This window comes from Rhodococcus sp. MS16 (assembly GCF_013277795.1).
GTDB lineage: Bacteria > Actinomycetota > Actinomycetes > Mycobacteriales > Mycobacteriaceae > Rhodococcus_F > Rhodococcus_F globerula.
In genome coordinates this window covers 76625-102654 of record NZ_VBTM01000001.1, presented here as the reverse complement: position 1 = coordinate 102654, position 26030 = coordinate 76625, and the positions used below count along the sequence as shown (strand labels likewise).

General features: G+C 61.6%; 25 protein-coding genes. 5 read left to right on the top strand and 20 right to left on the bottom strand.

Annotated features, from left to right (window positions below; translation table 11 throughout):
- Positions 1–14: 14 nt before the first annotated feature.
- Positions 15–2048 (top strand): ABC transporter ATP-binding protein, encoded by a 2034-nt coding sequence (locus FEZ60_RS00500; protein ID WP_084702754.1) that lies wholly within the window; start codon positions 15–17, stop codon positions 2046–2048.
- Entirely contained in the window at positions 2045–2773 is a 729-nt protein-coding gene (locus FEZ60_RS00495; RefSeq protein ID WP_045067321.1) for an energy-coupling factor transporter transmembrane protein EcfT, read from the top strand. Before FEZ60_RS00500 ends, FEZ60_RS00495 begins: the two co-directional genes overlap by 4 nt.
- Here FEZ60_RS00495 and FEZ60_RS00490 read toward each other — a convergent pair.
- On the bottom strand, positions 2770–3378 hold the full coding sequence (locus FEZ60_RS00490) for a TetR/AcrR family transcriptional regulator (protein ID WP_033234880.1): 609 nt from the start codon (positions 3376–3378) through the stop codon (positions 2770–2772). The two genes, FEZ60_RS00495 and FEZ60_RS00490, sit on opposite strands and share 4 nt — an antisense overlap.
- Positions 3379–3565: 187 nt before the next feature.
- Between FEZ60_RS00490 and FEZ60_RS00485 the strand changes: the two genes are divergently transcribed.
- Both FEZ60_RS00485 and FEZ60_RS00480 read left to right on the top strand, forming a co-directional pair.
- Complete coding sequence (locus tag FEZ60_RS00485) at positions 3566–4510, top strand: metal-dependent hydrolase (RefSeq protein ID WP_172935318.1); 945 nt, start codon at positions 3566–3568, stop codon at positions 4508–4510.
- The gene (locus FEZ60_RS00480; protein WP_172935317.1) at positions 4503–5663 is read left to right on the top strand and encodes a hypothetical protein; all 1161 of its coding nucleotides are present in this window, start codon (positions 4503–4505) and stop codon (positions 5661–5663) included. Before FEZ60_RS00485 ends, FEZ60_RS00480 begins: the two co-directional genes overlap by 8 nt.
- A gap of 32 nt (positions 5664–5695) precedes the next feature.
- Here FEZ60_RS00480 and FEZ60_RS00475 read toward each other — a convergent pair whose 3' ends face one another.
- Positions 5696–6745 (bottom strand): biotin/lipoate A/B protein ligase family protein, encoded by a 1050-nt coding sequence (locus FEZ60_RS00475; protein WP_033234883.1) that lies wholly within the window; start codon positions 6743–6745, stop codon positions 5696–5698.
- A 189-nt stretch (positions 6746–6934) separates the two neighbouring features.
- Here FEZ60_RS00475 and FEZ60_RS00470 point away from each other — a divergent pair, with 189 nt between their 5' ends.
- Complete coding sequence (locus FEZ60_RS00470) at positions 6935–7090, top strand: hypothetical protein (protein ID WP_172935316.1); 156 nt, start codon at positions 6935–6937, stop codon at positions 7088–7090.
- A 15-nt stretch (positions 7091–7105) separates the two neighbouring features.
- Here FEZ60_RS00470 and FEZ60_RS00465 read toward each other — a convergent pair whose 3' ends face one another.
- The 18 genes from FEZ60_RS00465 to FEZ60_RS00380 all read right to left on the bottom strand — a co-directional run bounded on the left by FEZ60_RS00465 (position 7106) and on the right by FEZ60_RS00380 (position 25961).
- Complete coding sequence (locus FEZ60_RS00465) at positions 7106–7858, bottom strand: DUF6390 family protein (protein WP_033234884.1); 753 nt, start codon at positions 7856–7858, stop codon at positions 7106–7108.
- Positions 7858–8928, bottom strand: coding sequence for a hydrogenase expression/formation protein HypE (gene hypE / locus FEZ60_RS00460; protein WP_045067318.1), 1071 nt, complete (start codon positions 8926–8928; stop codon positions 7858–7860). Before hypE ends, FEZ60_RS00465 begins: the two co-directional genes overlap by 1 nt.
- Positions 8918–10030, bottom strand: coding sequence for a hydrogenase formation protein HypD (hypD, locus tag FEZ60_RS00455; protein WP_033234886.1), 1113 nt, complete (start codon positions 10028–10030; stop codon positions 8918–8920). The genes hypE and hypD overlap by 11 nt, the downstream gene beginning before the upstream one ends.
- Entirely contained in the window at positions 10027–10326 is a 300-nt protein-coding gene (locus FEZ60_RS00450; RefSeq protein ID WP_033234887.1) for a HypC/HybG/HupF family hydrogenase formation chaperone, read from the bottom strand. Before FEZ60_RS00450 ends, hypD begins: the two co-directional genes overlap by 4 nt.
- Before the next feature lie 16 nt (positions 10327–10342).
- Entirely contained in the window at positions 10343–12643 is a 2301-nt protein-coding gene (hypF, locus tag FEZ60_RS00445) for a carbamoyltransferase HypF (protein ID WP_172935315.1), read from the bottom strand.
- Complete coding sequence (locus FEZ60_RS00440) at positions 12640–12909, bottom strand: HypC/HybG/HupF family hydrogenase formation chaperone (protein WP_033235014.1); 270 nt, start codon at positions 12907–12909, stop codon at positions 12640–12642. Before FEZ60_RS00440 ends, hypF begins: the two co-directional genes overlap by 4 nt.
- A 2-nt stretch (positions 12910–12911) precedes the next feature.
- Positions 12912–13400 carry a hydrogenase maturation protease gene (locus tag FEZ60_RS00435; RefSeq protein ID WP_045067313.1) on the bottom strand — a complete coding sequence of 163 codons (489 nt, stop codon included), beginning with the start codon at positions 13398–13400 and terminating at the stop codon, positions 12912–12914.
- A gap of 122 nt (positions 13401–13522) precedes the next feature.
- A complete protein-coding gene (locus tag FEZ60_RS00430) occupies positions 13523–14938 on the bottom strand; it encodes a hypothetical protein (RefSeq protein ID WP_095886027.1) in 1416 nt (471 codons plus the stop codon).
- A complete protein-coding gene (locus FEZ60_RS00425; protein WP_045067309.1) occupies positions 14935–15573 on the bottom strand; it encodes a DUF6084 family protein in 639 nt (212 codons plus the stop codon). The genes FEZ60_RS00430 and FEZ60_RS00425 overlap by 4 nt, the downstream gene beginning before the upstream one ends.
- On the bottom strand, positions 15570–16172 hold the full coding sequence (locus FEZ60_RS00420) for a DUF5947 family protein (protein ID WP_084702856.1): 603 nt from the start codon (positions 16170–16172) through the stop codon (positions 15570–15572). The genes FEZ60_RS00425 and FEZ60_RS00420 overlap by 4 nt, the downstream gene beginning before the upstream one ends.
- A 14-nt stretch (positions 16173–16186) precedes the next feature.
- Positions 16187–17077 (bottom strand): NifU family protein, encoded by an 891-nt coding sequence (locus FEZ60_RS00415; protein ID WP_172935603.1) that lies wholly within the window; start codon positions 17075–17077, stop codon positions 16187–16189.
- A 111-nt stretch (positions 17078–17188) separates the two neighbouring features.
- Positions 17189–18982 carry a nickel-dependent hydrogenase large subunit gene (locus FEZ60_RS00410; RefSeq protein WP_172935314.1) on the bottom strand — a complete coding sequence of 598 codons (1794 nt, stop codon included), beginning with the start codon at positions 18980–18982 and terminating at the stop codon, positions 17189–17191.
- A 36-nt stretch (positions 18983–19018) separates the two neighbouring features.
- Complete coding sequence (locus tag FEZ60_RS00405; protein WP_033234895.1) at positions 19019–20092, bottom strand: hydrogenase expression protein HypE; 1074 nt, start codon at positions 20090–20092, stop codon at positions 19019–19021.
- A gap of 164 nt (positions 20093–20256) precedes the next feature.
- Positions 20257–21051: a hydrogenase nickel incorporation protein HypB gene (gene hypB / locus FEZ60_RS00400; protein ID WP_045067305.1), complete on the bottom strand. Its 795-nt coding sequence runs from the start codon at positions 21049–21051 to the stop codon at positions 20257–20259.
- Between the two features lie 2 nt (positions 21052–21053).
- A complete protein-coding gene (locus tag FEZ60_RS00395) occupies positions 21054–21383 on the bottom strand; it encodes a hydrogenase maturation nickel metallochaperone HypA (protein ID WP_172935313.1) in 330 nt (109 codons plus the stop codon).
- Between the two features lie 156 nt (positions 21384–21539).
- Positions 21540–23234, bottom strand: coding sequence for a cutinase family protein (locus FEZ60_RS00390; RefSeq protein ID WP_033234898.1), 1695 nt, complete (start codon positions 23232–23234; stop codon positions 21540–21542).
- A gap of 175 nt (positions 23235–23409) precedes the next feature.
- A complete protein-coding gene (locus FEZ60_RS00385; protein WP_095886024.1) occupies positions 23410–24528 on the bottom strand; it encodes an alcohol dehydrogenase catalytic domain-containing protein in 1119 nt (372 codons plus the stop codon).
- Between the two features lie 29 nt (positions 24529–24557).
- A complete protein-coding gene (locus FEZ60_RS00380; RefSeq protein WP_230590176.1) occupies positions 24558–25961 on the bottom strand; it encodes a pitrilysin family protein in 1404 nt (467 codons plus the stop codon).
- Positions 25962–26030: the final 69 nt, after the last annotated feature.

Genomic DNA, 26030 nt, shown 5'->3' with positions numbered 1-26030 from the left:
GCACACTGGAGTTGGTGAGCAACCGCCCAGAAATTCAGCCAACCGGCAACTTGCGTCCACTCGAGGTGGCGACCGGTGCCGTGATGGCCGGATTCACGGTCGCTCTTTCCGTCATCGCGACAGTTATTCCTCTGGCGAGTGCTCTCCACCTTGTTGCGGCTGTTCCGATGGGGATCGTTGCTCAGCGGTTCAGAATCCGCGCTGTGGTCGCCTCCGGGGTTGCAGCCACCGCAGTTGCGTTTGTTGCCGCCGGCTCCGGTTCTGCCTCAGCCGTTGCGCTGTGCGCCCTACTGGGCGGAATTATCGGCAACGTAAAAAGGCGGGGGCGCGGATTCTTTTCCGCGCTACTGGCGTCGTTCGTTGTCGGGCCGATTCTGGCCCTGTTCTCGATAGTTCTGCTGCTCATTCTCTCGCCGCTACGAAATCTGTTGTTGGATTCACTCGACAACACGGCTCGCGGCGTCGCGGAAATTCTCAGAAGATTTCCGTACTTCATCGGGATCGCGGATGCGATCGAAAGCAGTATCGGAGCCATCATCGATTACTGGTGGCTCTGGATCGCCGCGTCCGCGACGCTGGGCATCATCATCAGCACCGTCGTCTCCTACTTCGTTCTCGGCGCAGTTCTCGATCGGTTGGCCGCACTTCCCACGGTGGATCCGCTGGCCACGACGCCCGACGACCGGTCGATCAACCCGTTGCCGTTGACGCTCGAACACGTCGGCTTCACCTACCCGGGTTCTTCGTCGCCGGCGTTGACGGACATCAACTTCTCGATCGACCGCGGCGAATTTGTCACCGTCGTCGGGCACAACGGTTCCGGAAAATCGACCTTGACGCGCCTTCTCGCCGGCCGGGCACCGTCCACCGGACTCCTGGTTCGACCTGGCGCTGCGGGACTCGGCCATCACGACGGTACGGCGGTGGTTTTGCAGCGACCCGAAAGCCAGATCCTCGGAACGCGCGTCGCCGACGACGTGGTGTGGGGCCTGCAACCCGATCATGTTCCGGACATCGAGGCGCTCTTGACCGAAGTCGGGCTGGGTGGAATGGCGATGCGTGAAACGTCGTCACTCTCGGGTGGCGAGATGCAACGCCTCGCTGTCGCCGCTGCCCTCGCGCGTCGACCCGCGTTGCTCATCGCCGACGAAGCCACCGCGATGGTCGATCGCACCGGTCGAGAAGAACTGGTGGAACTGCTCGCAGCTCTCCCCCGTCGGCACAATATGGCCGTTGTTCTTGTCACCCATCATCAGGCCGACACCCGCCAAGCAGACCGGGTTATCCAGCTCGAGAACGGCCGGCAGATCGAACATGAGCCGGGCTGGATGGTCGGCACCGGAGCGCCGACGGTTCCCACCTACTGGCCGCGCAGCACCAAAGCCCTGCTCGAAATCAAGAACCTCTCGCACACCTACAACAATCGGACTCCGTGGTCGCGGACCGCGTTGTCCGACGTCAATCTCACCATCGGCTCAGGTGACGGCGTACTGGTCCTGGGCGGCAACGGCTCCGGAAAATCCACACTGGCCTGGATCATGGCCGGATTAACGGTACCCACGTCGGGCACGGCGTTGTTCGACGGCAAACCGATTGCCCGGCAGGTGGGTTCGGTGGGCTTGACCTTCCAACACTCGCGGCTGCAACTGCAACGTCGAACCGTCTCCGAAGACATCGAGGCCGCCGGTGGGCCCGAAATCGGGTCGACGCAGGTTTCCTGGGCACTCGACGCTGTCGGACTTGATCGTCGCATTGCCAGCCGCAGCATCGACCAACTGAGCGGCGGGCAGATGCGCAGAGTGGTGCTCGCCGGTCTGCTCGTCCGACAGCCCCAGATGCTCATCCTCGACGAACCCCTCGCAGGCCTCGACCCACCCGGGCGAGCGGCCATCATGAACGTCCTGACCTGGATCAGGCGCAACGGCACCGCGCTGGTCGTGATTTCCCATGACGTCGACGGCATGGATGGCGTGTGCAGCAGGACAATTCATCTCGCTGACGGTGTCCTGACCGAAAATCCCGTCACACTGGAAGAGACCCGGCGATGACCACACTCCTGCGCGAAGTTCCCACCACCTCACCGATCCACCGACTATGGGCCGGCACGAAGATCATTGCCGTGGTTCTCATCAGCCTTGTCATGGTGATCGCGCCGTCGTGGCCGTCCATTGCCGTGATCACCGGACTGCTCGTCATTACTGCCGCGATCGGCCACATTCCACCGGCGGCAATCCCGCGCCCACCATGGTGGATATGGCTGCTACTGCTGGGCGGCGCCCTGGTCAATCTCCCGATCGGTCTCGACGCCGTGTACCTCTACCTTCGGGCAGTCACCTTCGGAATCATATTGCTGTGCGCGTCACTGATGTTGGCCTGGACCACCTCGATGAGCGACGTCGCACCCGCACTGGCGACACTCGGACGTCCGCTGCGGTTCCTACGAATCCCGGTGGACGAGTGGGCAACAGCGGCAGCGCTCTGCATTCGCTCACTCCCCCTCCTGATCGAGGAGATGCTCACGCTGGCCGCGGCTCGCCGACTCCGGCCGAAAGGCGTGGTGCACAGCGCGTCCGACAACACGATTATCGATCTGATCACTACCACGATGTCGGTGGCGATCCGGAGATCCGCCGAGATGGGTGAAGCCATCTCCGCACGCGGCGGAACGGGATTGATCGCCGCCTATCCGAAGCGTCCGCGTCGAGCTGATCTGCTGGCGATCATCGTTGTCGTTCTTTCCTGCGCCGGAGCGATCGTACTGACCGTGATCTAGGACTGTGGTTGTGCAGTGATCCCAGCGCCCATCCAACGGCGCAGGTATTGCCGTAGTTCGTCGTCGCTCCGAGGTGGATTACCGGGGGATATGAAAAACGACTGCATCGTGCGCAGGACGTATTCGACGAGTTCCCGAAGAGCAGCGTCGTCGTAGCCGTACTTCTTCCAATCGACGTCGAAGCGGTTGATCATCGCAATTCCGAAGGCCTGAGCCTCATCCGATGTGAGACCGTCGGGGTGAAGGTTCGAGTACGTTCCCGTCAGCAAGATGCCAAGATGTGGGATTCTGCGGACTTCGGTCAGTGTGTAGACAACGCCTTCGGTCATCGCGTCGACGGGATCTTCGATGCCGCTCACATGGGCAGTGAGCCGATCTAGAAATCCGGCGACCGATGCGATTGCCGCTGCGCGCATCAGGGCGTCGGAGTTGGGAAAGTACCGATACACCGTCTGACGGATCACGCCCAGCGACTCCGCGATATCGGCGATGCTGATTGCCGAGCCCGTTCGCCCGATCAAATCGACTGCCGCGGTGACGATTCGACGAGTTGCGTCGTCATCGTCGACTGGCGGATTTCCGCCCCACCCACGTCTTCGCGCCACTGCCTGTATTCCTCACTCGAATCGAGAAACCCAGGCTAACACTGCCAGTCGACACCAATTCTGTGCGCATCACGGAATTGTGACCATACACAAACGCCAATCTGTGTATGGTCACATTCAGAGCGTGGCTATCGGGGCATCCGGGCAGCCACCTACCCGACCGTCCGGAAAGACGAGGTTTCGAGAAGTGACTGATCTACACGTGCGAAAGATGAATTTTGCTTTCGAGGACTACGACGTCCCCTTCCTGTGGAACGAGGAGAATCCGGCCTTCTCGAGCATGGCCAATGCCGTCTCTTTCCTGGCCATCGGTTTCGAGAAGATGATCGTCAAGCTCATCATGCAAACCAAACCGCTGTTGACGGATCGCGCAGTTGCCGAGGAAGCCGACGCGTTCATGCGCCAAGAGGGACAGCATTCCTCGGCGCATCGTCAACACGTCAAAGGCTTGATCAGGCGATATCCCGGCCTGCAGGAAACTCTCGACGACGTGGTCGGCGAGTTCGACAAGCTCACTGCAGAAACGTCGGTGAACTACCGACTGGCATACACCGCCGACCTCGAAGCAACCTTCACCTCGGTGTTCAAGCTGATGCTCGACAACGAATCTGCACTTTTCCGCCCCGGCGACGACAGGGTTGCGTCGCTGTTCATCTGGCACTTCGTCGAGGAAGTCGAACACCGAAGTTCCGCCCTCATCATCTTCGACTCCGTCGTCGGCAGCGACCTCTACCGGATGCGCATGGCACCGTCAATTTTCCGGCACGTCATGAAAGTGATCAGGCTGGCCTCCCTGGGCTTCAACAAGCATGTGCCGCGCGAAGATCGGCAGGTCGACGCGATGGCCATGTTCGCGTCGTATCGCAACATGCAGTTTCTTCGCAAGCGTATACCCGGGCTCGAGGCGCAGGACAACGGTCCGATGTCTCGCGCGTTCGACGTATTGCCGCTCGGCGAGCAACTCACCGCGCTGCGGGGAGTTATCCGCAGCCAACTGCCCAAGCACAACCCCGCCACCGAGAACTTGCCCGCCCTGGCCGACGTGTGGTTCGAACGTTTCGAAGCCGGATACGACGTAACCCGCTGGTATACAGCTGAATCGAACAGCACAGGGCGGTCGAACAATGGCTGATCTTTGTTCCCCCACCTTCGATCAACTCGCCACGGAACTCGGCTTCTCCTGCGCAGAAGCGGGCGGTCTGGTCGAAATCCGCAATCCCTTCGGGCTGGAGAACTGGACTCTGCCGGTTCTCGAGTGGACCATCATCATCGGCTCGGTGCTCGCTCTGGTTCTCGCGATTGTGCGCTTGCGGCGAAACGGCGATCCCACCAATCTCGTACTCTGGTTCGGCGCCACCGCCTATCTGTTCATCATCGAACCGCCGCTGTACTTTCCCGCGGCCTTCGGCATCGAAAAGCACGTGGATACGATGTTCGCACACAACGTGTTCACCGTCGATTTCCTGTGGGGCAGACTCCCCCTCTACATCATCGCGATCTATCCGCTGATGGCAACGCTGGCCTTCGAAATCGTCAAGATGCTGGGCGTTTTCCGTCGGTACGGTGTGCTCGCCGGCGCAGTCTGCGTGGGCTTCGTTCACCACGCGTTCTACGAGATCTTCGACCATCTCGGACCGCAGCTTCGGTGGTGGGAATGGTCGACAGCCAACCCGATCAACCAACCGATGTTCGACGCCGTCCCACTGCCGAGCGTTGTTGTGTTCGCAGCCTTGTGGCCGATGTCGCTGGCATTCTGCGTCCAGTTCTTCGTTGGCCGCCACGTCGACAACGGCCAACATTTCACCGGGCTCCAATTGGTTTGGCGCACAATCGTCATCGGCGTCCTGGCCTCAGTGGGCACGTTCATCCTGCCGTTGCCCGCGACAGTCTTCGGCGCGGGCAGCGACACGGTCCGAGGAGTGCTCTACGCAGCCGAGCTGGTGATCCTCTCGGTTGTCGCGATAACACTGCTGATCCGCCAGTGGACCCGGTTGCGTACGCAGCCGTCTGACGCGCCCCCGTACACCAACAGGTTTGTCCAGTACTACAGCGTGGTGTACCTGTGCATCATGGCCGTTCTCTGGGCCAGCGCCCTACCCGATTTCTTCGGTGCCGTCGACGGTTCGACCAGCAACGGAGACCCGATCGGGAATCTCTGGTATACGCTGGCGTGCTTCGTCGTCGCAATACTCTGTGTCGCTGCAACATTCACCGTGACGCGCCGCAGTGCAGCAGCAGGCGACTCTCCGTCCACCGAAGTGCAACCCGCTCCTCACACCGCATAACTTGGTTGAAAACAGCTCGAGGTGGACGCACCCTACGGCACGCGGTGCGTCCACTTCTCGGTGCTGAACTTGGTCTCCACCAGCTCACGCGCCTGCGCCAACTCTGCCTCGGTGTAGGCACTGGTGCGGGTGTCGTGCTGCGATCGGAAGTAATTCTCGAACGCTGTCAGGATCGCGGCGCGTGTCATTCCGGTCTGAGAGCGGAGCGGGTCCACTCGTTTGGCCGCGCTCTTGGTTCCCTTGTCGGACATCTTCTCTCGGCCGATTCGCAGAACCTGCGTCATCTTCTCCGCGTCGATGTCGTAGGCCATCGTCACGTGATGAACGACTGTGCCGTCGGCGAACCGCTTCTGGGCTGCGCCGGCGATCTTGCCCTTGTCCGAGGCGATGTCGTTGAGCGGTACGTAGCGCGCGGTGATTCCGACTTCGGCAAGCGCGCCCATCACCCACTGGTCCAGGAAGGCGTACGACCGTTCGAAACTCAGCCCCTCCACCAACGACGCGGGTACCACCAACGAGTACGTGATGCAGTTACCCGGTTCCATGAACATCGCACCGCCGCCTGAGATCCGGCGCACAACACCGATACCGTGGCGCGCAGCAGCCTCCGAGTCGACTTCATTGCGTACGGATTGGAACGAGCCGATCACGACCAGCGGCGAATCCCAGTCCCAGAAACGCAAAGTGGCCGGACGCTCACCGGACGCCACCTCGCGCGCGATGACCTCGTCCAGCGCAACGTGCATCGCGGGATCGAGGACCGCCGGCGAAATGACGTCGAATGTGTGGTCCGCCCAGCTGGTGGCATGACCGAGCGCGCGGCGAATCGCGATGCCGACCGACTCCGCAGTGAACCCGATCATCGACACAGACTCGTCGAGCGTCGCGATGATGGCGTCCGCCAGCTGTTCCACGTTGGCATCGGCCGGCATACCCGTCAGCGCTCCGTTGATGTCATCCAGCGCGCTGTCCGGCTCGAGGAAAAAATCGCCGGAAACCGCTACGTCGGACAGCTGCCCGTCCTCGACCTCGACATCGACTGCAACGAGCTTGCCACCAGGAACCTTGTACTCTCCGCGCATGTGTTCAGCCTATCCCCGCGGGATCGCACGTCGGCGCGCGCCGTCGGAGCAGAGGGCAGAGTCACACATCGGATGCTCGGTGAGACAAAGCACCCCACCTGGTCGTGCCACCGTCGAGCGAAATGATGCCCAGGGTGCGATCATTAGCCCATTCGGCTCGAAACCTGACGAGCCACAACGGAGGTGCACATGAAGGTCCCGGCGTTCCACTCGACGGTTCCTTCCGATCTCGACGTCTACCACGACAACGAGAGCTGCATCCTTGCCGCGCGCATCGACCCTTCGGATCGAGTCGACGGCGTCGACGGTCGACCGTGGTGCACTGCCTGTGCGTCGTTGGACTAGCACCGCCTGACGCGCCTACATTCTGCGCTCCCGCAGTCGCAGGTTGACGATCTCGAGTGCCGCCTCTTCGGCGTGATCCAAGGCCTCGGCTTGCTTCACCGAAATGCTGTCGCACAGCCAATCCCAGTGCAGCGCTACCACGTTCCCTCGCACCGGAGCGGGAGCAAGTGGAATGCCGTCGACGTTCCACCGCACGTGTTCGATCGCCTTCGGACCGCGGGTCAGTCGGTTACCGTCGAACGCGAGCGGCGAGGACTCCACCTCGGCATACTCGTCACCTACTTCACGTACTTCGCCCCACCTGATTCGGCAGTTCTGGAGGATGGACAGTGGCACCGCACCGTGCTTCCGCAGAAGGCGCACCCACGGATACACGGCAAGAACGTGGAAACTGTGATGCGCAAGAGCGCGATCTCGGCGATCCAGATCTGGGAGCAACCCTCCGTCGTTGCGCGTCCCGAATTCATGCCGTAGGTGCGCCACCAACTCTTCCGAGTTCACCGAATCCAGCAGCGACCCACCCAACCAGTAAGCCTCGATCACGCGTGGGTCGAGTGGGTCGTCCACGCCCGATGCCCGGGCCAGTGCCTCGAGATACGGCCACGCACCGTCGAACTGTTGCGCTCGGCCTCGGTCCTGCTCTGTCACCGTTCCGGCCGCCTGACGCAAGAGCGCCGACGGATCGTCGGCTCCGCAATACCCCAATTCGTTCGGCGGATATGCGTACCTCGCAAACAGAGCCGGGCCGCTAACGTGAACGCCGGTCATCAACAGATCCGCGGAAGCTGTTCACCAGCAGGGAGATCCACTACCCGATTGCCACCAAGCGCGGTTCGGGCAACCACCATTCCGGAGTGCGCGCTCACGCACTCCCCGATCACCGTTGCCCCCCTTCCCAACGGGTGTCCACGCATGGCATCGAGCACGAGATCGACGTCGGTGGGTGCGACAAACGCAACCAATTTGCCTTCGTTGGCCACGTACAGCGGATCCAGACCCAACAATCCACAGGCATCCCGAACGGCGTCGGGAATCGGCAGGTTCCGTTCCACGATCGCAACGCCGACATTCGACGCCTGGGCAATCTCGTTGAGCGTCGCTGCAACTCCGCCGCGCGTCGGGTCGCGAAGGACGTGGATGTCCGCGCCGGTGGCGATCATGTCCGCAACCAGGCCGTTCAGTGCGGCGCAGTCGCTGCGCACCTCGGTTCCGAACTCCAGACCCTCCCGGCAACTCATCACCGCCACGCCGTGAACTCCGATGTCACCACTGACGATCACTGCATCACCGACCTCGGCCCGGTTCGGCCGTATGTCGACACCAGCTGGCACGATGCCGATGCCCGCAGTGTTCACGAAGACTCCGTCGCCGTGACCGGCGTCGACCACCTTGGTGTCGCCGGTCACCAGACGCACTCCGGCTGAGCGAGCCGCGTCGCCAAGCGTGGCCGCCACCGTGGCTATGTCGGCGAGCGGTGTCCCCTCCTCGAGAATGAAGGCGGTCGACATGGCCAGTGGTTGCGCGCCGGCCATGGCAAGATCGTTGACCGTGCCGTTCACGGCCAGATCGCCGATGTTTCCACCCGGAAACACCATCGGTTTGACCACGTACGAGTCCGTCGAGAACGCCACCCGAACGCCGCCGATGTCGAGCACCGCGGAGTCGCCGAGTTCCGCGTCGGCCGCGTCGCCGAATGCGGGTAGGAACAAGTGCTCGATCAGCTCGGCGGACATCGCGCCACCACCGCCGTGTCCCATGACGATGTTCGGCGAATCACGGAGCGGCAGCGGGCAGACCCACGCCCCAGGGTCCACCACCGCACTGTTGTCAGCTCCCATGACCCGCCTCCTGCAGTTCCAAGCGTCGGTACAGGTAGTAGGCGGCGCACGCACCTTCGGACGAGACCATGGTGGCCCCCAACGGATTACGCGGCGTGCACTCCTTCCCGAAGGCAGCGCACTCGTTCGGCTTGATCAAGCCTTGGAGAACTTCTCCGGAACGGCACACCGATGACTCGTCGGTGTGAATGTCGGTTACCGAGAATCTTTGTTCCGCATCGAATTCCGCATACTTCGGCGCCAACTGCCAACCACTGTCCGGGATTGGACCGATACCGCGCCACGTCCGGTCGGATACTACGAACACATCGTCGAGCATCGCCTTGGCTGCCACATTTCCCTGGGCCGTCACAGCCCGGGCATAGGCGTTCTCCACCTCGTGCCTGCCGGTTTCCAACTGCAGCACGGTCTTTCTGATGCCCTCGAGCAAATCAAGGGGTTCGAACCCCGTGACGACGATAGGCACCCGGTACTTCTCTGCCAGAGCGGGGTACTCCGATGTTCCCATCACACTGCACACGTGACCTGCGGCGAGAAACGCCTGCACCCGACACTCCGGGGAGTCCATGATCGCCGCCATCGCGGGCGGGACGAGCACGTGGGAGACAAGTAACGAGAAGTTCTTGATGCCGAGTCGGTGCGCCTGATACACAGTCATCGCGTTTGCGGGCGCAGTGGTTTCGAACCCGATCCCGAAGAACACGACCTCCCGGTCCGGATTCTCCTTCGCGATGGTCAGCGCGTCGAGCGGCGAATAGACCACGCGCACATCACCACCAGCACTCTTGATCCGAAAGAGGTCGGACGCACTACCTGGTACTCGCAACATGTCACCGAACGAGCAGAAGATCACGTCCGGGCGGGCGGCGATCTCGAGCGCTTTGTCGATGATCTCGAGCGGCGTCACACAGACCGGGCACCCCGGCCCGTGAATCATCTCGATCTGCTCGGGCAGCAATTGGTCAATTCCGTGGCGGATGATCGAATGCGTCTGGCCACCACAGACTTCCATAATCGCCCATCGGCGGGTAGCGAGGGTGCGAATCTGATCGAGTAATTTACCGGCCAACTCGGGGTCGGAGAATTCGTCCAGATACTTCATGATTGATTCTCCTTCTGATCGACTCCCAGAGCCTTGGCTGCGCGAGCAAATCCGTCGCCGAACTCCTCGTCGAGCACGCCGAGGTGCTCGAACTCCGCAAGTGTGCGTTGTGCTGATTCCTCGTCGAGCCTCTGAATCGCGAACCCGACGTGAACAACGACGTACTCTCCGACCGCGGCGCCCGGAATGTACTCGAGGCACACCTCTTTGCGGACTCCCCCGAAGTTGACGACGGACATCGTGGTTCCGTCACGATCCTCGAGCGATTCGATACGTCCCGGTACGGCTAAACACATGGCTACCCTCCTGACTTCATCGCGAACTCCCGACCAGCACTTGGCCGTACGCAAGACCACCGTCGTTCGGCGGTAACTCGTGGTGCGTCAGCGGGCGGAATCCAGCGTCTGACAGCAGTACCCGCGCCCGCGCCAGGAGTAACGGATTCTGGAAGACACCGCCACTCAAGGCAACGTCGTCGACGCCGGCTGCGGCGCGCGCTGCCTGCGCCCAGGTCACTACCAAACGCGCAACACTCTCGTGGAAGCGCGCACCGATCACACCTGCCGACACACCGTTCCGTAAGTCGTCAACCACGCAACGTATGACCGGACCGGGATCGGCGATCCACGACCCGCCGGCATCTTCGCGTTCACCGAACACGTAGTACTCACTGCCGCAGTCGATTCCCCGGGATATGCCTTCCAATTCGATTGCTGCCTGAGCCTCGTACTCCACACCTTGGCGGACACCGGCAAGTGCGGCAACGGCATCGAAAAGCCGCCCCATACTGGAAGTCTCCACACAGCCGAATCCCGTCTCCAACTGATGACCGAGGACGGAGCGTTCACGAACCGGACACGCTGCAACTGGTGGAAGCTCACTGTCCCAGCCGATTCCCGCCGATCGCAGGTGCGACATCGCCATGCGGTACGGACGTTCCACGCCGGCGTCACCGCCCGGCAGCGCTACGTACCCGAGATGCGCTAGACGACGGAAACCTTTGTACGTGGCGAGCAGCATCTCCCCGCCCCACACCGCTCCGTCCGCTCCGTAGCCCGTTCCGTCGAAGGCCATTCCGATAACCGGTTCGGAGCCGTCACAGCCGTTCTCACCCATCACCGCAGCGATATGCGCGTGATGGTGTGCCACAGTGCGCACCGGCCGTCCCGCCGCATGCCTTCTGGCCCACGCCGACGAGTGGTACCGGGGATGTTCGTCGCACACAACCTGACTCGGGGTGACGCCGGTAATCGATTCGAAGTGTGTCCGGGCCGCCGCGAACCCGTCCAACACGGCAACATCACCCATGTCTCCGATATGTTGACTCGGCCAGGCGGACGTTCCGTCGGCAATCACGAAGGTGTTCTTCAGATCTGCGCCCACCGCCAGAATCGGTGCGACGTCCAATGGCAGTTCGATCGGCAAAGGTGCATATCCGCGGGAACGGCGAAGCATCACTCGGCGGCCGTCGACTACACGCTGGACGGAATCGTCGCACGGCACCCGAATCGGGCGATCGTGGGTCAGGACACTGTCTGCCAGCGCGGACACTCTTTCCAGATCAGTGCCGCGGAACAGGATTGGTTCACCACCGAGGTTCGCCGACGTCATCACCAGCGCTGTCGGCCCAACCGCATCACCGGGAAGACCGAGCAGGAGGTTCTGGATCGGGTTGTACGCCAGCATAATTCCGATATCCGGGATTCCCGGCGCGACCGAAGGCGCAAGGTCGTACTTCGACGCCTTGTCCACCAACACGATCGGACGCGAGCATTCGGTCAGCGCCCGCGACTGCGTCTCGTTGACCCGTCCCACCGCGTACGCACCGTTGATATCTCGCACCATCACGGCAAGCGGCTTACCGCGGCGGCGCTTACGAGCTCGTAGTTCCTGTACTGCCGACTCGTTTCGGGCATCGCACGCCAGGTGATACCCCCCGATGCCTTTGACTGCAACAATCTTGCCGTCGCGCAAAAACTCTCGCGCCCGGTGTACGGCATCTTCGCCGTTCACGGGCACGGCAGCAGCATCTGCGTCTGTATCGACGAAGGTCAGGGTCGGGCCACACTGCGGACACGCAATCGGCTGCGCATGAAAGCGACGATTACGTGGATCGGCGTACTCGGCCGCGCATTCCGAGCACATCGGAAACCCGCGCATCGTTGTCGCTGCCCGGTCGTACGGAAGTTCCTCGATGATCGTGAACCGTGGACCACAGTTGGTGCACGTGATGAACGGATGCCGATACCGCCTGTTCCCCGGGTCGGCCATCTCGCGCAGGCAATCGTCGCAGGTCGCAACATCAGGCGGTGCCAACGTCCGCCCTGCAGTCGTCGTGTCCGTGTCCACGATCCGAAACCCGGCCCGCCCACACGCCTGAGCAGGCACGCACTCCACCGAGTCGATCCTGGCCAACGGCGGCTGGCGCACCCGCAGTACTGTCGCGAACTCCGCGAGCGATAGATCCTCGCCCTCGAGGTCGATCACCACTCCTCGCGGCGAGTTGCCCACCGTGCCCGTCAGCCCCAATTCGGTTGCGAGTGAATACACGAACGGTCTGAATCCGACTCCCTGCACCACCCCCTGAACATGAAGTCGGATGGCGGTGATCATGGCTCGCCCCCACCCTCGCCCTCGACCTCGGGGCGTGATCGACCCATCAGCTCCAAACCCGCAAGCGCCTCGGCAGCGCCGGTCGCGTCCACCTTCTCGACGGCAAAGCCCATATGGATGACAACCCAGTCACCAGCGCCGACGGTATTCTCATCGAGCATCCCGATATTCACCTTGCGCGCCGCACCTTCCACATCGACGAGCGCCAGTTGTCCGCCGTATCCGTCGAGCAGCGCCACGACGCGTCCAGGGATACCCAGGCACATGGTCATGCCCCCTGATCAGCGGTTGCGGCGTCCGCCGCCATCGACCTGACAAGGCCGATAACAACTGACGCGGCACCGGTCACGGCAGCCTGAACCTGTGGTGTCAATCCGATCCCCTCGTCCACCGATTCGACGTGCGCACCAACGACAAACGTTCGCGGCGCTGTTCCACCGAGCGCCCGCAGACTGGAGAACACGGAGTTCGGATCCAACGAATGCGCGTCGAACCTTGCCGTGCTGTCATCCCTTTCGGCCTCCAGCTCGAATACCTCGACCGCGCCGGGTTTCCCGCTCGGCGGCAGCGCGTCGATCAGCACCAAGGCCTCCCACGCTTCCAGAAGGTCGTAGGCCAGGTGCACCCCTCGAATTCCGTAGTCCACCAACTGCACTCCCGCCGGCAGTTGCTCCTGTTGCAGCACCCGCACGACTTCGGGCCCGAACCCGTCGTCGCCGAGAAAGATATTCCCGACACCCGCAACCAGAACGCGCATGCGTGACTACATCTTTCGCATCCGTAGATACCGTTGAATATCCGGCATCGACACCACCAACACGACGGCCGCAGCGATCGCTGTTGCGCCGAGAAGTACCGTCGACAGCATTCCCATGCCCCTCATAGTGTGTTCTCCTCTCGATTGCTCTGCGTCTGCGCTCCGGGCACCGGTTCCACCTCGTCCGGAGCAAAATACAGATAGCGGCCGTACCAGTTGTGCAGGTCGGCCGCGGGATCGTCGAGCAGCGTCACCCCTACGTGAATGTCGCCGTCCACGTCTTCGTGGATGGTGGCAACGCGAGCGAGCTTGCCGTCGAAAAACAGGTCCTGAGCGTCGGCCCGCCGCGACGGATGCACGCGTACGGTGCTTCCCCCGGCTATCCGCACACCGCCCACCAAGATGCCGTCGATTCGCGGCGACACCCTCGTATCGGCCTCGGGCGACCACCAGTCGACACCGTCTGGCACTTCGGGAAGCATGGGAGCCGAGTTTCCCTGCGCGTCTTCCTGCCCGGCATGAGGATCACGAAGCACTCCGTGAAGGTCGGCAAACCCTTCGGGTGTCAGGGCCTCACAACGATCGATGATCTCGGCGGCTTTCGGATCTGTCGCCCGCGCCTGCGCTTTCTCCTCGTCCGTCATCGTCAGAATGCGCAGCGACAGGATCTCGTCGATTTCGGTGGAATCGAACAGCGATCCTTCACTTTGCCCCGCGATCACAGGAAAGTCGTACAGAATGATCGGCGATACCAGAACCGTGGTCGAGCGGTCCGGCAACGCTGGATTCGGGGTACCGGCCAACACCGGATAGCACCGATCTTGAATCAACGGGTATTCGTGTGTCTGCTCGTCATTCACGCTGAAAAGTGAGACGAACGACGGCGTATCGCACTGCATGATCACATGCGCCCCGAGCATGGAATACGCCGGCGCCGAATGCTTGTCGACGGCCACGATCGCGGTGGTGTTTCGAACATCCATCGACAACACAACCTGATCAGGCCTCCCCGACGCAGCCCGAAGATCAACGAGTCCGGACAGCGCAGCCCGGGTGCGCACAATGCGACCGATAGATGCGCCGGTCGCATCCAGGATCGGTTCGATCTCCGAAAAGGCCGGAACCTCGAAAGCCAGGCTTCGCCCTTCGCCAAGGTCCGTGAGCCGGTGCGGACCCGACTCGATCTCACATTCACTTGCTTCGTCCCACGAAATCCATTCGTGGTCACCGGAAGTCACGTGATGCACTGACTCCCAGCCGTCCGGATCGATACGTCGTTGGACTGTTCGGCGCTGAAGGTGGAGAAACCGCAACGTGACACGCAGATCGCCGGCATCCGCGGCCACGACGGCTTGGGCCGACATCCCTGATTGCTCACCGACACCCAACTCTGATGCCCCCGGTGGACCGAGCACACCGAACTGCCAGCGTGACTGGTTCTTTCCCGAGTTCGCCCGGTACGGGTAGAGCAGGTACCCCTCGTACAGGATCGCGTCGGCTACGGCTCGAACGTCATGGTCGACACCCGCGTGTGTCATTGCGGCACCTCGATCCCCGCCAAGAGCGCGCCGACCGTGGATTCCAAGTCGGTGTAACCGTGTGTGGCTTTGAACCGGGTGAGTTCGGCAATGGTGTCATGATCGAGGCGTACCCAACCCGAACCCGGGTAATGCGTCTCGATCATGTGCTTCCACGTGGCCACCGGCATCTCGTACGACGCCGATCTGTCCCACGGAATTTGCTCGACCGAGAATCCGCGACTGCCGTCGGTGAAGACGGTGCCGCTCAGTAGCACGACTACCGGCACCGTGCCGTCCTGCAGGGCATGCATGTACTTGGATGCGGTCACCGCGACGTCGTACGTACACGGCATAGGAAGATCGGCGACCGTGACTCCTGAGAACCCCTGGACCACCGTCGAGCATTCCATCCAGAGGAAGGTTCGTAGCGTACTCGACCAACGTTCACGCCGACCGAACAAATCGAGCAGCGCGTCTTCTTCAGATGCGGAGTACGGCCGTCGGTGTGGTTCGATCCGAACCTGTGCTCGCACGGCCAGCGCCCGGACAGGTGTTCCGGTGGACTCCGAAATCTTCAGTTTCACTACGAGATTGGGGGTCACCGCGTACGGGTCGACCATGATGTCCACGACGGAGAACTCCAAGGCGGTCATCGCGACCGTTCCTCGACTCTGTGGAAGAACTCCGCGATCTCGGTGTGCGCATCCTGGCCGCCGTCGAAACCGCGCCACACCTTCCGCAATCGCCCTACCAACTCGTAACAGGCGTCGATCGGCACAATGAAACATCGGGGAGCCACCTCGCCCGGAACAACGTGAACGATCAAGGCCTCGACGTCTGCTCGCATCGTGCTCGTTCGAGGATTCTCCCGCAGCACCGCCTCGAAAGCATCGATGGGTAGCTCGGATTCCGTGGCCCCCGCCGGACCGGGATAAAACGCGATGAATTTGTCCAACACGGAATTGCGGAAGAAGAACGCCAGATTCACCGGAATTTCCAGCGATTCCCATCGACCAGGGCCCAGCTCGAAATCGTCGAGTTCCTCGTATCGATCCGGAACTGCCTTGTACCGCAGATCAGCGTCCACCGGGGCAAAAAGCAGGTAACACGGTCGACAGACGCACATCAGGGCGCGCACCGAGACATCGACGACGTGCTGATGGTCCTCGCCGATGCCGACCGCGCACATCTCGCATCGCGGACCGGTTGGTACCGATCGCGCCGACGCTATTCTCGTGAGAACCTCTCCCACAGTGGATTTTGCCACTACATCACCGATACCTGAACGTCAGCTGCTGAACTTCCCGGTGCAGCGCTGCCAGGCACTGCCACCGACAGGATCCCGTCGCGAGGCAGAAGCGGCAGGGGCGCAAGATGTTCCGCCCCGGCATCAACACCGGCACGGGCATCGACGCGCGCGCCTGCAGTTCGGACGTCGTAGTGAGTGCCGCAGTTCGGACAGGTCAGCACCACGCCGCTACGTGCGGGTCGCCCCATCATTCGCTCCAGCATCGCCCCCGCCATCGAGCGATCACAGACCGGACAGTGATCGCGGTAGGCGTACAGGGTGTCGCCGAGCCTGCATACCAACAGATCTGCGCCTTCGACGCAAAAACCTGCCACCTCACCTTCGCCGACCTCGGCGAACTCCGGCACACCGATCCAGTGGCCGGCGGCGTCGTGGTGGATGTGCGAGAACAGCGACTGCGCCGAGATCACACCAGCTTTGGGCTCATGTTCGGTTGGGGTCTCGACCTCGATGCCGCTCGTCTCGGGCGCCGCAGCCGTCACGGCGTCCTGCACGGCTGATTCGAGCGTGACGGACGACGACGGACAACTGTTGCAGCTGCCGAGCAGCCGCAACCGCACCACACCATCGGTCACCTCGATCAATTCGACGTCGCCGCCGTGCGACCCGAGGTACGGGCGCACACTGTCCAGCGCCGTACGTATGCGGGTTTCCACGTCGTGCGGATGTAGGCCATGCACGAGCAGAAGGCTCGAGATCAGGTCGTCACGGGTCATCTCATCTACCATCGCGGAATCCGCAAGGTGCACAGTGCGTTCGAGAGCTGCGCCGTAGAGTTGCACTACTTCACGCACCAGCTGCTCTGCACGATCACGTGCTACCGGTCCGCCCCCTGCGCTGGCCTGCAACAGAGTTTCGATGCGTTCGCCCGCTCCACGCCAGTAGTCACCAGGCGGTGCACCGCTCGCGTTCTCACCGCGCTCCCGGTCACCGTGCTCCCTGTCACCGTGCACCACGGGCTACTCCCCCGTCACGGATTGTGTCGGCGAATGCAGTTTCTCGATGGTCTTACCGCCACCGAGATACATGTGTACGCCACACGGCAGGCACGGGTCGAAACTGCGGACTGTGCGCATGATGTCGATACCCTTGAAATTGTCCCGATCGTTCTCCTCGAAGATCGGCTGACCTTGCACCGCATCCTCGTACGGCCCGGGAGTGCCGTAGCTGTCACGCGGGCTCGCGTTCCACGGAGTTGGCGGGTACGGGTGGTAGTTCGCAATCTTGCCGTCCCGAATCACCATGTGGTGGGAAAGAACTCCGCGGACGGCTTCGGTGAAGCCGCAGCCGATACCCTCGTCCGGAACTTCGAACGATTCCCACGTCTTGGTCCGGCCGGCGCGAATCTCCACCAAAGCCTTCTCCGCAAAATGTAACGCCGATGCGGCCGCGTATGCCTGGAAATACGTACGTGCACGGTTCCTTTCGAGCGTGTTGCTCCCGTGTTCGGGGATGTGCCACTCGAGTGTGACCGGCCCCTTCAGCGCTGTCTTGGGCAGATTGATCTGCACGCTGTGTCCGGTGGACTTGACGTAGCCGATGTCGACCAACTCCGCCAGCGCCGTGCTCCACAAGCGGGCGAGTGCGCCGCCGCCGGTATCGAGAGCAAGATTGTCTTTGCCGTCGAACCATCGAGGCGACATCACCCAGCTGTACTTGTCCTCCAGATCACGCTTCTGCGGATGAGGGTTGGTGTGCTGATTCCAGGGGTGACGCCGATCCACCGCGTTACCGAGAGGGTCGGTCTCGACAAACATCTCCTGGTCTTTCCAATCCTCGTAATACGAAGAGCCCAGCATGATTCGGATACCGAGATTGATATCGACCAGATCGGTCGTGATCAGTTTGCCATCGACCACAATCCCGGGGGTCACGAACATCTTGCGTCCCCACTCGGTCATGTCCTTGTACTCGAAATTGCAGTATTCCGGGTCCTGGAACGACCCCCAGCATCCAAGGAGAGTCCGACGCAGACCTACCTTCTCGTAGCCGGGCAGGGCTTCGTAGAAGAAGTCGAACAGATCGTCGTGCATGGGCACGACCTTCTTCATGAACTCGACGTAGCGCATCAACCGCGTCATGTAGTCGGTCATCAGTTCGATGGTGGCCACTGTTCCGACGCCGCCCGGGTAGAGCGTCGACGGGTGGACGTGACGGCCCTCCATCAGGCAGAACATCTCACGGGTCGAGCGTGAAACCTGAAGGGCCTCACGATAGAACTCACCGGTGAAGGGATTGAGAGTGCGCATGATGTCGGCGATGGTGCGGTAGCCGTGCTGATCCTCGTGCCGGCAGCGGGTGTTCTCCGCCTGCGCCAGGACACCGGGATTGGTCTCGGACACCATCTTCTCGCAGTAGTCGACCGCAACAAGATTCTCTTGAAAGATGTTGTGGTCGAACATGTATTCTGCGGCTTCACCGAGATTGACTATCCACTCGCCCAGATGCGGTGGTTTTACGCCATACGCCATGTTCTGGGTGTAGCACGAGCACGTCGCGTGGTTGTCTCCACAAATACCGCAGATGCGACTGGTGATGAAATGCGCGTCGCGCGGATCCTTCCCTTTCATGAACAGGGAATAGCCGCGGAAGATCGACGACGTACTGTGGCATTCCACAACTTCCCGGTTCGCGAAGTCGATCTTGGTGTAGATGCCCAGACTTCCGACGATGCGGGTGATGGGATCCCACGCCATCTCCACCAGACCGTCACGATCCGCGGTAGAGGTGGGTTCGGGAACGATGGCCGTCATGTCAGTGCCTCCCAGTTTCGATGTATCTCGAGTTGTTCACCACGTGCGAGTGGCGCCGGTGAGCAACTTCGAACCCCGTTCGCGCCAATGCGGTTCCTTGTCCAAGGTGTGACCAGTGATCCGGCGCAGACTGTGAATCACGCTGCCGTACATACCCACAGCGGTGGACGAAAGCTTGCCGCCGGGTGGTTCGTCCATGAATGGCATGAATTTGTCCGGGAACCCCGGCATGGTGCACCCGATGCAGATGCCGCCAACGTTGGGGCATCCACCCACTCCGTTGATCCAACCACGTTTTGGCACATTGCATTTCACGACCGGACCCCAACAGCCCAGTTTCACGATGCACTTGGGCGAACCGTATTCGGTGGCAAACTCTCCTTGCTCGTAGTAGCCACCGCGATCACAGCCCTCGTGCACCGTCGCGCCGAACAGCCATTGTGGTCGCAGCGATTCGTCCAGTGGAATCATCGGCGCTTGATCAGTTGCCATGTACAACAGATAGGTCAGGGTCTCCGACAGATTGTCCGGTTGGATCGGGCATCCCGGCACACAGACGATCGGGATACCGGCCTTGGATTTCCACGTCCATCCCAGATAGTCCGGTACGCCCATCGCGCCGGTCGGATTTCCCGCCATGGCGTGAATTCCGCCGTACGTCGCGCACGTGCCGACAGCAACAACCGCAGTCGCTTTGGGGGTCAGCCTGTCCAGCCACTCACTGGTCGTGACCGGTTGCCCCGTCTCGCGGTTGTTGCCGAAACCGCACCAGTAGCCCTCGTCGTGCAGTTTCTCGTTCGGGATCGACCCTTCGACAACAAGGACAAACGGATCGAGTTCACCCCGATCCGCCTTCCAGAACCATTCCAGGAAATCGTCGGCGCCGCCCTCTGGCCCACACTCGAAGTCGATCAGTGGCCAATGCACCGCAACCTGGGGCAAGCCGGGCAGCGCACCGAGTGCAATCTCTTCGATGCTCGGCTGCGTGGCCGCGGTCAACGCCACCGAATCGCCGTCACAACTGAGTCCGGCGTTGATCCACAGAACATGGATGAGAGTTTCTTCCGCCTTCGCTGCTGCGGTGTCCGCAGTCGCATTCTGAGTAGTCATATCAGCCGCTTTCACGTGTGCGACGGCACCACTTGCTACACCGGGTCTGGTTCCACCGGATTCCTGCCGCCGGTATCGAACACCACCCGAGCCGATATTCGACCCGCAACGTGGCACCCACTCATTTCATTAAGTACCCGAGCAGATCAGTTGTCAACGACAACTCAGGAAAGCGCCATTCGAGAATCGATCCAGTCATACCACTGCGACAAACCCTCACCCGTCGTTGCCGACAAAACAACAACGCGCACAGCAGGATTCAGCGATTTTGCCTGACGGATGCATGCCTCGACGTCAAATTCCACATAGGGAAGCAAATCGATCTTGTTGACGATGACGAGGTCCGCGACGGCAAAGATATGCGGATACTTCATCGGCTTGTCGGCACCCTCCGGCGTAGAAATTAGGACAACCTTGCCTTCCTCGCCGAGGTCAAAAAGTGCGGGACACACTAGATTTCCCACATTTTCGATCAAGAGAAGAGAATCGTCGAGAGGGCGATTCACGTTAATGGCACGATCGATCATTTCCGCATCCAGGTGGCAGCCCGCACCTGTATTCACCTGAACGACAGGAGATCCCGTTGACCGAATCCTCTCGGCATCGAGCGCAGTTTCCTGGTCGCCCTCGATAACGGCAACGGGAAATCGGCCGCGCAAGTCGTTGATCGTGCGAACCAGCAACGTTGTCTTACCCGCGCCCGGCGAACTCATAACATTGAGTGCGGCAATCCGGCGCCGGCGCATCCACTCGCGATTGCGGGTGGCAACTTCGTCGTTCTTGGCGAGTACCTGTTGTTCCAGAACAACGGTCGTGCTGTGGGAATGTTCGTGACTGTGTGAATGATCGTGACTATGCGGGTGCTCGTGGTCGTGCGGGTGCTCATGATCCTGACTGTGCCCCGATTCACCGGAGATTCGCACCCCCGCGCCCTCACCGCAGCCGCACGTTGCGCACATGATCAGCTCACTTCCATCGACAATATCCGTAGTTCACGCCCGGCGAGGATCTCGACGTCGGCGCTGCCACAGGGGCAGAGCAAGATCATGTCCGGCGGTGAGAAAACCTCGCCGCATTCCCGGCAACGCACGCTCGTCGCGATCTCGTCGATGCGCAGACTCGCGCCTTCGGCCCGAGTACCCGCGGTCACGACGTCGAAGCAGAAGAGAAGCGAATCAGGCACAACTGCACACAGTCGTCCCACTTCGAGTCGGACACCACATACGCGTCGCGGCCCTGCCTTCTCGCACACGGCATCGACCACACTCTGGGCAATCGACAGTTCATGCACGGCAGACCCGCAATTCACATGTGAAGGGACCGTACATTCCACGATAGGGCAGAGCCATGGCTTAGAAAAACGGTGGCTTAGAAAAACCGTGGCATAGAAAAAGGCTGCGATCCGCATGTACATGCGGATCGCAGCCTGATGCTTGCCGGGGAGAGGCTACTGTCCCGTGGTCGGCGCCTTGGTTGTGGTCGTCGTAGACGTCACCGTCGTGGTGGTAGTGGCGGCCGCACTTGAACTCGCTGTCTCCGATGTCGGAGCACTCGAGACTGCTGCGCCCGTGGTGGGCACCACCGATTCGCTCGGTGTTGCAACTGCACCTGAGGTCTCGGAAACAGATCCGGCGACAGGAGCATCCGGCGACGTTCCCGGCGCGGTGGCGGAGTCCGTCGAACCTGTGGTTCCGGCAGGAGCCTGATTATCGGTGCCTTCGGCAGCGACATCGCCTTCGGCTGCGTCGTCAGCCATGTACGCGTCGACGGCAGCGGCAAGCTCTACAGCCGTGGGCTTTGCCGTCGTATCGACGGGCTTACCGTCCTTGGCCTGCTGCGCGAGATACGTAAGCCACGCTGCTGCGTACTGCGCAGAAGTCAACGGCTTGCCGTTCGCGGCATCGGCGTCGCGCCAGTAGTCGAAATGATGTCCGACGTCTGGACCGAGTGTCATCTGGTACGGATCACTCATGATCACCGGGATCGTGTTCTGGTTGGTGGCGATCAGTCCGACGATCTCCTTGAAGAGCTTCTGCGGCAGGTACGCCAGCGGAGAGACCTTCTCGGCGGTAATCGAGTCTTCGTCGGCCACGGTGGTCACCGTGGTGGCCGTACCTGGCTTGTAGTCCGGATCCGATACCTTCAGCATCACCTGGAGGAAGGTCTCGTCACCCTTCATCCAATCGGGATCGGATGAAATGTCGTTGAATGCTTCGAAGACGATCTGACCGAGCACAACGGCAACGTTGATACCGGTGGTCGGGGTGAGTCCCTGGGATTCGAGATCGTCGATGTTCAGCTGGCGTCCGACGTTCGCAGCCAGGAGCAAGAGCGAAATATTGCTCGGAGCCGAGCACGTGAAGTCACCGTCGGAGCAGAACGAGGCGACTTTGCCGTTCAGCTTGCCGAAGCTGCCCGCCGTGTCGGGGAGGACGCCCTGACCGGGTGTCGCCGACGTGCCATTCTGGTACTTCGTGTCGAAATTGTCCGGGTTGGTGAACGGATTCTGGGCGCCGATGAACGTGCCGTCTCCCTCTTCACGTCCCGCATCCGCGAGCATGACCACACCGACAACCTTGTCCGGGTCTACCCCGAACTCGTTGCTTTCCTGATTTCCGATGTCCATGGCAACACGGCGGACGACGTCAGCACCCTCGCTGTACCCGACGATCGAGAACTGCGTCTTGGGGCATTCCTTCGCGATCGCACTCATCACGGATTGGGTGTTTGCCGCGCCGGCGGCAACGGCATCCTCGTACGACGCCATGTTTGCCGGGTATGCGATATATACGGCCGCATACGAACCTGGCTTGGTCGTGTTGACCGAACCGGCCGGATTGATCACCTGATCGACGCGGTCACTCGTGTAATCGCCTGACAGCGCGGCAGGTAGCGGCTTACCGTCCGCACCGAGCAGCATCTTGACCGTGTTCGCGTCCGGAGTGTCGTGCCGACCGGCAACTGCGATGCTCACCATGTCGTGGCATTCGGTGACCGACGACGTCAGTTGCGTCTCGATCGTGCTGGACTGCGGTGAGTCCACGGCTACCGCCACAGCTACCAGCGCTGCAACGCCGAGCGCTGCAGGCGCCAGTGCGCCCGCAAGTATTCGATGTCGTGAAAAGAACCCACGAACCGGCATATTTTCTCCCCAATCCACTTTCGGAAAACGTACGACCGACCCCCGGGGCGTCACGCAACGTCATTCGAGTAGTCGTCCAGTTCGGGAGAAGCGTTACATCGGATAACGATCTGCGAGGGCTATGCGTGCTCGATTCGGCCGGAGAGGCCATGCCCTCACCCGACAAAATCCCTGTTCAGTCGTGCTCTGAGTCGAAAATAATGACCTGTCGGATTGCTTTCCCGTCCGCCAGTTCGTCCATCCCCGAATTGATGTCGCTCAGCTCGATTCTTGACGAGATGAGCTTCTCGACCGGTAGCTTTCCGTCGCGCCACAATTGCGCGTAGATCGGGATGTCACGCGCCGGGACTGCCGAGCCGAGATAGCTGCCGATGACGGTCCGAGCTTCCGCGACCAGTCCGAGCGGCGAAATCGACGAACGCGCGTCCGGCGCGGGCAGTCCCACCGTGACAGTGGTGCCACCCGCAGCCGTGGCGGACACGGCAGTCTCGAACGCGCGAGCATTGCCCGCAGCTTCCACCACAATGTCTGCGCGCACACCACTCTCGGACAAACCGGACGGTGTGAAGACATCGGTCGCGCCCAGTTCGAGTGCCTGAGCCAGCTTCGACTCGAGCGCGTCGACGCCGATGACCGTCGCGACACCCAACGCTCGGGCCGTCAGAATTGCTGCCATACCGACGCCGCCCAAACCGACAACCATCACGGTGTCGGTGGAACGGGGTTTTGCCGCATTGAGTAGCGCTCCGCCACCCGTCAGGACTGCGCAGCCCAGCACAGCTGCAACATCCGCCGGTACGTCGTCGTCGACGGCCACCACCGACTTGGCATTCACGACAGCGTGCGTGGCAAATCCGGATACTCCCAAGTGATGCTTGACGCTCACACCGTCGCGCTGCAGTCGGTGCGCACCGCCGAGAAGACTGCCGTCGTTGTTTGCGGCACTGCCCACCGTGCACGGCATCCGGCCGTCGGTTGCGCAGCCGGCGCACTCGCCGCACCGAGGCAGGAACGTCATGACAACACGATCCCCCACCCGCAGGGCGTCCACGCCGTCACCGATCTGCTCGATCCGACCGGCCGCTTCGTGCCCCAGCAGCATCGGCACCGGGCGAACACGATTGCCGTCCACGACGGAGAGATCCGAGTGACACAGTCCGGCCGCCTCGATCCTCACGAGGATCTCACCGGGACCGGGAGCATCAAGTTCGAGTTCCGACACCGTGATCGGCATCGACGACGCGTACGGGCGGCTCCGTCCGATTTCTTCGAGCACTGCTCCACGAATCTTCAACTGCGCAACCTGATTTCGCTGGTTACCGACTAACGAACAATCCCACGCACTGACGCCGGCAGATCCCGGACACGTTTGTACGGACCGACCACGGCGGCGGCAAACGGCCGTGTCAGCAAAGTCTGTGCCACTTCGAGAACTTCTTCCGCAGTGACGGCGTCGATGGACGCCAATGTCTGGGCGACACTGCGATGGTTTCCGTAGTTGAGTTCACTGCGACCGATACGGTTCATCCGCGAACCCGAATCTTCCAGTGACAAAACAAGACTGCCCCGAAGCGCACCCTTGGAGCGCGCAATCTCCGCGTCCGTGATGCCGCCTGCGGCCACCTGAGCGAGAACCTCGCGGATCACCGTGGTGACCTCACCCAGGTTTTCCGGCTGGCACCCCGCGTAGACCGAGAACGCCCCCGTGTCCGCAAAGGTGTCCACCCCGGAATACACGGAATACGCCAAACCACGCTGTTCCCGAATCTCTTGGAACAGACGCGAACTCAAGCCGCCGCCCACCGCGGTATTGAGCACAGACAGCGCCCACCGATGACCTTCGTGACGGCCGAAAGCCCGTACACCAAGCGCAAGATGAACCTGCTCGCTGTCACGATGCGTCAAACTCAGTTCCGGCATCGTGCGCAGACGCAAAGTTCCTTCGCGGCGCGGTGCCGGCTTCACACCACGCTCGAGGTGACCGGCAAATGCGCGTTTCGCCAATGTCACGACCTGCTTGTGGTCGACGTTTCCGGCGACGGCAAGAACCATCCGCTGCGGCGTGTACCGGCGCACATGGAAGGAATGCAACTGATTGCGGGACATCGACTCGATGGAATCCACGCTGCCGATGATGGGGCGACCCACCGGGTGGTCACCGAACAGAGCAGTCAGAAACGCGTCGCCGAGGAGATCCTCCGGATCGTCGTCGCGCATCGCGATCTCTTCGAGGACCACTTGCCGCTCGACATCGACGTCAGCGGACCGGCACCGGCCGCGCAAAACGACATCGGCGACAAGATCCACGGCCATCGGCAGATCTTCGTCGATCACATGCGCGTAAAAGCACGTGTGCTCCTTGGACGTGAACGCGTTGAGTTCTCCGCCCACTCCGTCCATGACCTGCGCGATGTCGAGCGCTGTCCGCGACGGCGTCGACTTGAACAGCAGGTGCTCGAGGAAATGTGCCGCGCCGGCAACGCTGGGCTGCTCGTCACGCGATCCGACGCCCACCCAGACGCCGACCGACGCACTGCGCACACCCGGGATGAACTCCGTGACGACGCGGAGTCCGCCAGGCAGAACTGTCCGCTGGACTCCGGATTCGGGAAGAGCGTCGATCGGAGTTGCGAGTGCAGTACTGCGGCTGCGCGTCTTCTTCGCAGCATTCTTGGCAGTTGTCGTGCCTGAGGTCTTGGCAGTGGTCTTGCCTGGGGTCTTGGCCATGAAAAAGTTCAGCAGTCCTCGGTGCGGAGAATGATCAGGTCCGGAAAGTATGTGTCTACAGACAGTACA